Here is a 10,113-nt window from a genome sequence, read left to right on the forward strand (position 1 = left end):
GAACAGTTCTTTTGCCACCGGATTTCTTAATAAATTTTTCTTTCTCTTCCTGAGTAAAATTACTTACTTCAATTTCCTCATAAACAACATTTTTCTCATCAAGCAATGCTTTAGCTTTAATACAATAAGGACAACTAGCAAGAGTATAAATAATAATCGTATGTAATATAGTTTTATTCATAATGTTATATTTTTTTAGTTAATTTTAAGTTATTATAACTCTAATTTAAGATAAGTAAATAAATGAATAATTTTTCTATTATATCAGATTATAAACCAGCAGGCGATCAACCAACAGCAATAAATGAAATTATAACAGGGTTAAATAACAAAAAACGCTCACAAATGTTGCTTGGTATTACGGGATCGGGCAAAACTTTTACTATGGCGAATATTATAGAGAGAACTAATCGCCCTACTCTTATTATGGCTCATAATAAAACTTTAGCCGCTCAAATTTATTCAGAAATGAAGTCGATTTTTCCGAAGAATGCCGTTGAGTATTTTGTCTCATATTATGATTATTACCAGCCTGAAGCTTATATAGCACGCACCGATACTTTTATAGAAAAAGATTCATCAATTAATGAACAGATTGATTTAATGCGTCATTCCGCTACAAGATCACTATTAGAGCGTCGTGACGTTATAGTAGTTTCTTCCGTTTCATGTATTTACGGGCTTGGCTCTCCTGATTTATATTCTCAGATGACAGTTAATCTAGAGCCAGGACAAAGCTATCCTCGTGATAAACTACTAAATGATTTGGTAAATCTGCAATATGAGCGTAACGATATCGGGTTTGAACGTGGTTGCTTTAGAGTTAAAGGCGACAACATCGATATTTTTCCCTCACATTATAGCGATAAAGCTTGGCGTTTATCGTTTTTCGGTAATGAGCTAGAATCTATTCATGAATTTGATCCCCTAACAGGCGAAAAACTTGCTAAACTCGATAAAGCTATGGTCTTTGGTAATTCACACTTTGTGATGCCAAGAGAAGCCGTAAATAAAGCTATATCAGACATTGAAGAAGAGTTACAAAAACGCTTAGAGTTCTTAAAGTCGCAAGATAAACCACTTGAAACGCAAAGGCTAAATCAACGTACTCAATATGATCTTGAAATGTTAACAGAAACAGGCAGTTGTAAAGGCGTTGAAAATTATTCTAGATTCTTTACAGGGCGTAATGCCGGTGAGCCACCACCGACATTATTCGAGTACCTACCAGAAGATGCGTTATTATTTGTTGATGAAAGCCACGTATCTGTACCGCAAATTAGAGCGATGTATAACGGTGATCGAGCAAGGAAAGAAGTCTTGGTAGAGCATGGATTTCGCTTGCCGTCTGCTCTTGATAATAGACCTTTAAAATTTGAAGAATGGGAAAAATTCAGACCACAAACCGTTTTTGTATCAGCAACTCCGGGACCGTTCGAGTTAGAAGAAACCGACGGCATTGTTGTAGAGCTGATTATCAGACCTACTGGACTGCTTGATCCTGAATGTATTATCAAACCCGCTACTAACCAAGTTGAGGATTTAATTAGCGAGATTCAAACCACTATCGCTAAAGGTTTTCGTGTCTTAGTCACTACTTTAACTAAGAAAATGGCAGAAGATTTAACCGCCTATTTGCAGGAGCTAAAATATAAAACATCTTATTTACATTCCAATGTTCATACTCTAGAACGTATTGAAATATTAAGAGATTTAAGACAAGGTACTATCGATATTTTAGTCGGTATTAATCTATTAAGGGAGGGGCTTGATATCCCTGAATGTGCTTTGGTGGCTATACTTGACGCTGATAAGGAAGGATTTTTGCGGTCAGAAGTATCGCTAATACAAACGATAGGAAGAGCTGCAAGAAATAGTGAAGGCAGAGTAATACTTTATGCCGATAAAATGACTAAATCTATTGATAAAGCCATTAGTGAAACGGCACGTAGACGACAGATTCAGCAGGAATATAATGAAAAACACGGCATAATTCCAACAACCATCAACCGTGCTATTCACGCTTTAACAGAACTTGAGAAAATCAATAATAAGCTTGATAAAAAACAAGCTCACACTCTATTTGACAATCCGGCTAAGTTAAAAGCTCATATTGATAAATTAAAAATAGACATGCTTAAAGCCGCAAGTAATCTTGAATTTGAACAAGCCGCTAAACTTCGTGATCAGCTAAAAACGCTTGAAGAAGCAGCACTTGAATTGAGTTAATGGCGTGAGTTGTGGATACCAAAACCGTCATTGCGAGGAGCGAAGCGACGTGGCAATCTCATGAAGTAATAACAAACTCCTGAGATTGCTTCGTCAAAACTTACAGTTTTTCCTCGCAATGACGTTAAAACCAATTCACTCAACAACACTTAAAACCCCTTCTATGATACGGTGATAAGCCGTGTTTATTAATAGCTTCGATATGTTCTTTGGTACCGTAGCCGGAATTTTTATGCCATAAATACTGCGGAAATTCAGTACTTAAATCTAACATCAAACGATCCCTAGTAACTTTTGCGATAATAGAAGCCGCAGCAATCGATAATGATAAATTATCTCCGTTTATGATGCTAACAAATCTTTTATCATTAAACCGCATATTGCCATCAACTAAAACTATTTCCGGTTTAACGGTAAGATTTGCCGCAGCAATAGCGCAAGCTTTTTTAGTTGCTTCTAATATATTAATCTCATCAATTTCAGTATGGGAAATAATAGCGGTTGACCAAACATAATTACTAGTTATTTGCTCATATAATAATTCTCTTTTCTTTTTAGAAAGCTTTTTAGAATCTTTAATACCTGGGATAATATTGTCTTTATCCACTATAACGCTACTTGCTACTACCGGACCTGCGAGCGGTCCTCTACCTGCTTCATCTATACCTGCTACAATATAGTTATGATATTTCTTCTCAAACTGTAATAGGTCTACTTCCATAATTGTATTTTTTTAATTTTTAATGTATATAATAATGTTACATCGATCGAAAAACGCACTCGGTGTCATACCGTGGCTTGACCACGGTATCTAGAAAAAATTTAAAAAGACTGGATACCGTGGTCAAGCCACGGTATGACAGTGAACAATATAAAATTATAAAGTGCAAAATTATTTTCAATTACTAGGGCTTCCGCAAAATTATAATATTGATTTAAAGATATTAGAAAAGCAATATTTTGCTATGCAGGTAAAATATCATCCTGACAAAGCAAAAAATTTGCAAGAAAAGGAACAAAATCTAATTATTGCAGCTGAATTAAATAACGCTTACTCTACTCTTAAAGATGCCTTAAAGCGTGCCGAATATATGCTGCTTTTACAAAATATAAACTTAAACGACGAAAAAGTACGTAGTTCACTTTCTAGTTCAGAATTAAGTATATTTTGGGATGAAATGGAAATAATTGAAAATACTAACTTATTAAGTAATTTAGAAAAAATAAAAGACAAATATGAATTAATGAAAAAGCAAAAAATTGATTCTTTAAACCAAGCGTTTGAGGAGCAGAATTTATCAGATGCAACCATAAAAACTAGCAAACTTAAATATATTGGGACATTGCTTTGTAAACTGCAAGAAAAAATAAAATCATGCAAATAATAGAAATTAGAGAACCGGGACAAGCTGACATTAAGTGCGAGCCTCAAATAGCCGTAGGTATCGATTTCGGCACTACTAACTCACTAATAGCCATTTCAGCTAATAGAAAAGTTAAAGTTATTAAGACTATAGACGATAAAGAATTAATTCCGACTACTATAGAATTTACAAATGAAAGTTTTACGATAGGTAGTAATAAGGGTCTTCGTTCCATTAAAAGACTATTCGGTAAAACATTAAAGGAAATTCTAAATACCCCAACACTTTTTTCGCTAGTTAAAGATTATCTAGATATAAATAGCGGGGAGCTTAAACTAAATTTTGCCAATAAAAAGATGCGAATTCCTGAAATTGCAGCGGAAGTTTTTATTTACCTAAAAAATCAAGCAGAAGAGCAATTGAAGACTAGTATAACTAAAGCCGTTATAACAGTACCTGCACATTTCAACGATGCAGCAAGAGGGGAAGTAATGCTTGCGGCTAAAATAGCAGGTTTTGAAGTATTAAGGCTAATTGCCGAACCTACTGCAGCTGCCTATGCTTACGGCTTAAACAAAAACCAAAACGGTTGTTATTTAGTATATGACCTAGGCGGCGGCACTTTTGACATATCTATTCTTAATATACAAGAAGGTATTTTTCAAGTTATAGCAACAAACGGCGATAATATGCTTGGCGGTGACGATATAGATGTAGTAATTACACAATATCTTTGTAATAAATTTGATTTACCTGATTCTATAGATACTTTACAACTTGCAAAAAAAGCAAAAGAAACTTTAACATATAAAGATAGTTTTAATAATGATAATATATCAATTAATAAGCAAGCATTAGAGCAATTAATTTTACCTTTAATAGAACGTACTATTAATATAGCCAAAGAATGCTTAGAACAAGCAGGAAATCCGAATATAGATGGAGTTATTTTAGTTGGCGGTGCAACCCGTACTCCTTTAATAAAAAAAGAATTATATAAAGCGTTTAACGTAGATATTTTATCTGATATTGATCCTGATAAAGCAGTTGTATGGGGAGCTGCATTACAAGCAGAAAATTTAACAACCCCCAATATAGATTCATTATTGATTGATGTAGTACCTTTATCGCTGGGTATGGAATTATATGGCGGTATAGTTGAAAAAATCATCATGCGTAATACTCCGATTCCTATTTCGGTAGTAAAAGAATTTACGACTTATGCCGATAATCAAACCGGTATACAATTTCATATACTGCAAGGTGAACGTGAAATGGCTGCTGATTGCCGCAGTTTAGCAAGGTTTGAGTTAAAGGGGCTTCCTCCTATGAAAGCAGGAAGTATTAGAGCAGAAGTTACTTTTGCTATTGACGCAGACGGAATATTATCCGTTTCCGCTTATGAAAAAATCAGTAATACATCACATACTATAGAAGTAAAGCCAAATCACGGTATTGATAAAACAGGGATTGATATTATGCTAGAAAACGCTTATAAAAATGCTAAAATAGATTATACTACAAGATTATTACAAGAAGCAGTAATTGAAGCAGAGGCTTTAGTCTTTAACATAGAACGTGCTATAGCAGAATTAACAACTTTATTATCGGAAAGTGAGATATCTATAATTAATTCTTTATTAGATAATATAAAAGAAGCCGCATGTGCTAGAGATCGGCTCTTAATTAATAATTCTATTAAAGATTTTAAATCCAAAATAAAAAAATCTATGGATACAAAGTTTAATATAATAATTAATGATTTGCTAAAAGGCAAAAATATCAATCAAATAAGATAAGGAAAAATAAGAAGAATGTCAGGAAAAATAAAAGTAACATTTATTATAAATGATGGAGAAGAAAAAATAGTAGAAGCACCTATAGGGCTTTCTATTTTAGAAATTGCCCATAGTAACGATATAGACCTTGAAGGAGCTTGTGAAGGATCGCTTGCTTGTGCTACTTGTCACGTTATTTTAGAAGAAGAATTTTACAACAAATTAAAAAAACCTACGGAAGCAGAAGAAGATATGCTTGACTTAGCCTTCGGTCTTACGGATACTTCTAGATTAGGGTGTCAAATTATTTTAACCGAAGAATTAGACGGTATAAAAGTACGCCTTCCTTCTGCTACTCGTAATATAAAATTATAATGGATTAAATAAAGTGATACGTAAAATACTTCTTTTTGTGTTTTTAGCATTTACTATAACATGGTTTGCAATCGCATATACTATAAAAAACAATGTTGTAAGTTTAATTAAAAATTCTGAATCCGATAATCTTAAAATATCTTATAATGCGGTTAAGTTTTCAGGTTATCCTTTTCATTGGAAAATCACCGTAACTGATCCTAAACTAAAGTTAATTGATCATGTAAATTCTAAAGAATTTACTAGCGAAAATATTGTCCTAAATATAGCTTTTAGTACCAAAAAAGCTGCTCTTAATTTTGGTCCTTTTATTAGAGAAACTGATAATTACGGCGATAAAACATTTACTTATGATGTACGCAGTAATGATGACATAAATGGTATAGGAAAATTTAATAAACCTTTATACAAAATATCAAAAAATGATAATTTAAAAGATGTATTAAAATCAATTCAGTTAAATAATAAAGCATTATTGATATTTAAAGATGATCAAGAAATCTTTAAAATTAATGATTTAGCCCTTTTTATAAGAAAACAGAATTTAGCAAGTGAAGAAAATATCTCCCTATTTTTAAATGTGAATTACGCTTCTGAAAAAGATATTTTTAATTTTAAAAATGCTAATTTAGATATTGCTGCTTCTTTAAAATTTGTTGAAGATGGAGAAGATTCAGCTCTTTTACAAAATTTTACCGTAGAAAGATTCATTTTTACTTGTGATAATGATTCTAAAGTTAACTTAAACGGCGCTTTACAATTCTTTGCTAATAAATTACCGGAAGGTAAGCTATCTTTTGAACTGGAAAATTATAATTCTATAGTTGATAAATTATTACCGAATAACATTATTTTTTCTAAAAAAATAATTAAAACAATCATTACTAAAGCAATTAATAAAGCTTCCGATGAGAGCTTAAATATAGGTCAAACTGATGTAAATTCAGCTTACAACAATATAGAAAAAGCTAAGTTTGACATTGAGTTTTCAGATAAAGGAATAAATATCGGTTCTATTAATTTATTGGAACTAAAACTTGGTGAGCATAAAGAAGAACAAAATACTGAAAATAATCCAAATTAGTTGTATGAATAATTTTATTTTTAAAATATGCGGCATTATTATATTTCTTATTTGCAGTAATATTTATGCTTCTCCAAAAGTTGTTAAAATCGGTACCGGTTCTATTTTAAAAGGGTATTATTCTATAGGTCTTGATTTATGTAAAACAATTACAAACGACGATAAAAATAATGAAAATATTAAATGCGAAGTTGTTGCAACAAGCGGCAGTATAGAAAATTTAGAATTATTACAACAAGGGAAAATTGATTTAGCCTTAGTGCAAGCCAATATTGCAGTAGAAGCATATGAGGGTATAGGATATTATCACGATCAAGAAAAAATGCAAAATTTACGTCAGGTGCTTAATCTACATGATGAATTTTTTACGGTTATTGTAAAAGATGAGGATAAAATAAAAGTTTTTGCTGATATTGACGGAAAAAAAATAACTAATGGTCCGGCATTTTCCGGTAGTAATATTACTTATAATGCTGTACGTTCTTTATATAAATTTTCTAAAGAACCTGAAGAGCTACACATTAATTATGAGGATTCTATTGATAAATTCTGTAATAAGGAAATAGATGCTATAATAATGATGGTTGGACACTCTAACCCCTTAGTAAAATTAATAGCTAATAAGTGTGAAGTTGATTTTGTTTCAATTGAAAATGATAAAATAGCAGAATTAATAAAACAAAATAGAGCTTTTCATAAAACGATACTTCACAAGGGCTTATATCAAGGGATTACCGATGATCAAACTACAGTAAAAGTATCGGCAATCCTAGTGACTAGAGATGAGGTGAATCGCGATACTTTAGATAAATTTATCGGAGCTTTTCATAGAAACGTAGCGAATTTTAAGCTTTCTAATGACTTATTAAATAAACTCGACATTAACTATTTTGCCGATACTAAAAATTTTGTTCTACCAAAACATGATTCAGTAAGAAACAAAAACTAATAATATCTTATGTCTGAAAATATTATATTTAAAAATATACTTATACCTATAGATTTAAATGATAAAAAATCTATAAAAGGCATTCTTTCTAAGGCTTTAATGCTTGCGACGAACTTTCAAGCAAAATTACATTTTATGTATGTAATTCCTGAATTCGGTACGAAAATGTTCGAAGATTATTTACCTAAAAATTGGAGAACAGGGAAAAAAGAAAAGTATCAAGCTCAAATTAAAGAGCTTATCAAACAGTATATTCCCGATGAAATTGAAACCGATTATTATATAGGTAGCGGTGCTGTTTATGATGAAATAATTAAGCGCTCTAATGAAATTAAAGCCGATTTAATAATAATCTCTGCAGTCAGACTGCAATTAAAAGATTATATGCTTGGACCTAATGCTTCTAAAATCGTCCGCCATTCAGATATATCAGTTTTAGTAGTAAGAGACGAATAGGTAGTATTGTACGACTTGTATTTTTCGTCATTGCGAGAAAAAACTGTAAGTTTTAACGAAGCAATCCAGTAAAAAATTCTGATTTACAGAATTTTTTATTTTTTTGGATTGCCACGCGGTCTTTGGACCGCTCGCAATGACGATTTACTCCGTACGTAAGTCAACATTTGTATAGTACAATAACTTACAACTTCACTTTCAACTTTACAAAACCTTGGTGGCTTTGATATTTCTTTTGTAAGTGACAGTTATGCTCAAGTAACACGCTTACATTACCTTTTTCAGTTAAAACACTAGCACCGATATTGTAACCAACTTTAGGCTGCTTCGGTAATGCGATAGTTTCATTAACTTCTCTATCTTTCCATTTTACTTTAGCATTAAGTTTCTTGCTCTTATTGTTAAAGTAGTTTTCTACAGAAGCTTGAAGTGCAGGCGTAATACTAAAACCTTCAGCTATTTTTTGCGGAGCTAAAGCTACGCTACCGCCTAAAATACCGCTCCATAAGTTTTGCTTCTTAGAAGCGATGCTTAAATGCTGTATACCTACATCGCTTTCTTGGTATGAACCGTCTTTAGAGTGACCGTATCTTATACCAAGATTTGGACTGAGAGTAATACCGCCGTTCATAAGATAATTATAACTTAATAAGGTTTCAAAGTTATAATTATCATTCTTATATTTACCGGTTGCAATAGTACCTAAACGGTTGATTTTGCTCTTCACGATATTATGATTATAAGCAAACATACCTTGTACCATAAAGTTTTTCGGTAACTCTTTTTGACCATATAGAGCTAATATATGGCTATCAACAGTAGTGTTTAACTTACTACCGCTAGATTTAAACTTTGAATCTAGTTTAGTATAAGCAACACCTACTAAATCTCTAAAGTTGTCAAACCCGATGTCAAAACCGATTGTACCACCGGAAGCATGACCTTTATAACCAGCCACACCTTTTTGCTTATTAGTACCGATAGTACCTGCAATCCAAAGACCTTTATCTAACACTCTTTCGTCTTCATCACACGCAGCAACCGCAGCACTAGATAACATTCTATGCGATATAATATCATGGTTCATTCGGGCGATATCGCGAATCGGATTATATATTGCTCCAATCATTTCTTTGTCTGCTTTTACTGCTGTTTGCATTTCTGCAACTTCAGCAGCTTCAACTCTTAAAGCTTCAGCAATTCTTGCTTCTTCGGTACGCTTTGCTTCTTCTTTAGCAGCAGCTAATTGTTTTTCTTCTTCTTTCTTATCTTCTTCTTGCCCAAAATTAGCTTCAGAATCATTAAAGTTCGGCTCATTAGCAACCACTTGTTCCCCAAGATTTGCGGGAGCTTGTGCAATTGAACGCTCTACAGCTTCGCCATCTTCTGCTCTTTCCTCTTCTCTATTAGGAGCATCCACTATAACCTGAGCTTCTCCACCGTCCACATCTTCAGCTACATCAGGATCAGCAGCTATAACTGCTACAACTGGGGCTTCTGCTGCCGGAATCGGGGCAGCTTCTACTTCTTCTGCCCCGCCTTCTGCTACTGGAGGTAAACCTTCTTCTCTATCTTCAGCATTAATAACAACCGGTGCCGGTGCTACTGGAGCAGCTATTACCTCTTCTTCTACGTCCTCTTCAGGGTCTGCCGGTAAAACTAACGGTGCAACACGAGCTACAGGAGCTGCAGCAGGAGCTACAGGAATAACCGCTGCGACTTCTCCTACAAGGTAATCCTCCCCAAAAACAATCGACAAAAGGAGTAGAATTTTTTAGAAGTAAAGAAGGAGATTCTATAAATGACAATATCAAAACACAGTGATAGCCAAATCATGTCTATCTTAAAGCAGGCGAGCAGTGGGATGCCTGTAGCATC

General features: G+C 33.1%; 10 protein-coding genes. 7 read left to right on the forward strand and 3 right to left on the reverse strand.

What is annotated here, in order from left to right; all coding sequences use genetic code 11:
• Positions 1 to 181 (reverse strand): glutaredoxin domain-containing protein (locus AC1Z7D_RS04195; protein WP_482602246.1); only part of this gene is annotated, 181 nt, incomplete at its 3' end.
• A gap of 62 nt (positions 182 to 243) precedes the next feature.
• On the opposite strand from AC1Z7D_RS04195, the gene uvrB reads away from it, so the two are divergent.
• Positions 244 to 2,229 carry an excinuclease ABC subunit UvrB gene (gene uvrB, locus AC1Z7D_RS04200; RefSeq protein WP_482602248.1) on the forward strand — a complete coding sequence of 662 codons (1,986 nt, stop codon included), beginning with the start codon at positions 244 to 246 and terminating at the stop codon, positions 2,227 to 2,229.
• 139 nt (positions 2,230 to 2,368) lie between these two features.
• Here the strand turns inward: uvrB and AC1Z7D_RS04205 are convergent, their stop codons facing one another.
• Positions 2,369 to 2,950 (reverse strand): ribonuclease HII, encoded by a 582-nt coding sequence (locus tag AC1Z7D_RS04205; protein WP_482602250.1) that lies wholly within the window; start codon positions 2,948 to 2,950, stop codon positions 2,369 to 2,371.
• A 163-nt stretch (positions 2,951 to 3,113) separates the two neighbouring features.
• Between AC1Z7D_RS04205 and hscB the strand changes: the two genes are divergently transcribed.
• The 6 genes from hscB to AC1Z7D_RS04235 are packed head-to-tail and all read left to right on the forward strand — an operon-like array spanning position 3,114 to position 8,235.
• A complete protein-coding gene (hscB, locus tag AC1Z7D_RS04210) occupies positions 3,114 to 3,614 on the forward strand; it encodes a Fe-S protein assembly co-chaperone HscB (RefSeq protein WP_482602252.1) in 501 nt (166 codons plus the stop codon).
• Positions 3,605 to 5,392 carry a Fe-S protein assembly chaperone HscA gene (hscA, locus tag AC1Z7D_RS04215; RefSeq protein ID WP_482602254.1) on the forward strand — a complete coding sequence of 596 codons (1,788 nt, stop codon included), beginning with the start codon at positions 3,605 to 3,607 and terminating at the stop codon, positions 5,390 to 5,392. Before hscB ends, hscA begins: the two co-directional genes overlap by 10 nt.
• Positions 5,393 to 5,407: 15 nt before the next feature.
• Positions 5,408 to 5,746: a ferredoxin family 2Fe-2S iron-sulfur cluster binding protein gene (locus AC1Z7D_RS04220; RefSeq protein ID WP_482602256.1), complete on the forward strand. Its 339-nt coding sequence runs from the start codon at positions 5,408 to 5,410 to the stop codon at positions 5,744 to 5,746.
• Positions 5,747 to 5,759: 13 nt separating this feature from the next.
• On the forward strand, positions 5,760 to 6,830 hold the full coding sequence (locus tag AC1Z7D_RS04225) for an RP198 family tick cell line-upregulated protein (protein WP_482602258.1): 1,071 nt from the start codon (positions 5,760 to 5,762) through the stop codon (positions 6,828 to 6,830).
• Between the two features lie 4 nt (positions 6,831 to 6,834).
• Positions 6,835 to 7,779, forward strand: a complete 945-nt coding sequence (locus tag AC1Z7D_RS04230; RefSeq protein ID WP_482602260.1) for a TAXI family TRAP transporter solute-binding subunit — start codon at positions 6,835 to 6,837, stop codon at positions 7,777 to 7,779.
• A 9-nt stretch (positions 7,780 to 7,788) separates the two neighbouring features.
• Positions 7,789 to 8,235, forward strand: a complete 447-nt coding sequence (locus tag AC1Z7D_RS04235; RefSeq protein WP_482602262.1) for a universal stress protein — start codon at positions 7,789 to 7,791, stop codon at positions 8,233 to 8,235.
• A 184-nt stretch (positions 8,236 to 8,419) separates the two neighbouring features.
• Here AC1Z7D_RS04235 and AC1Z7D_RS04240 read toward each other — a convergent pair whose 3' ends face one another.
• Positions 8,420 to 9,994, reverse strand: coding sequence for an autotransporter outer membrane beta-barrel domain-containing protein (locus tag AC1Z7D_RS04240; protein WP_482602264.1), 1,575 nt, complete (start codon positions 9,992 to 9,994; stop codon positions 8,420 to 8,422).
• Positions 9,995 to 10,113: the final 119 nt, after the last annotated feature.

Source organism: Rickettsia sp., assembly GCF_965035265.1.

Excerpts from the sequence above, each read along its gene's own strand:
- uvrB (WP_482602248.1), top strand. The coding sequence starts at position 244 with ATGAATAATTTTTCTATTATATCAGATTATAAACCAGCAGGCGATCAA.
- AC1Z7D_RS04205 (WP_482602250.1), bottom strand. The coding sequence starts at position 2,950 with ATGGAAGTAGACCTATTACAGTTTGAGAAGAAATATCATAACTATATT.
- hscA (WP_482602254.1), top strand. The coding sequence starts at position 3,605 with ATGCAAATAATAGAAATTAGAGAACCGGGACAAGCTGACATTAAGTGC.
- AC1Z7D_RS04220 (WP_482602256.1), top strand. The coding sequence starts at position 5,408 with ATGTCAGGAAAAATAAAAGTAACATTTATTATAAATGATGGAGAAGAA.
- AC1Z7D_RS04230 (WP_482602260.1), top strand. The coding sequence starts at position 6,835 with ATGAATAATTTTATTTTTAAAATATGCGGCATTATTATATTTCTTATT.
- AC1Z7D_RS04235 (WP_482602262.1), top strand. The coding sequence starts at position 7,789 with ATGTCTGAAAATATTATATTTAAAAATATACTTATACCTATAGATTTA.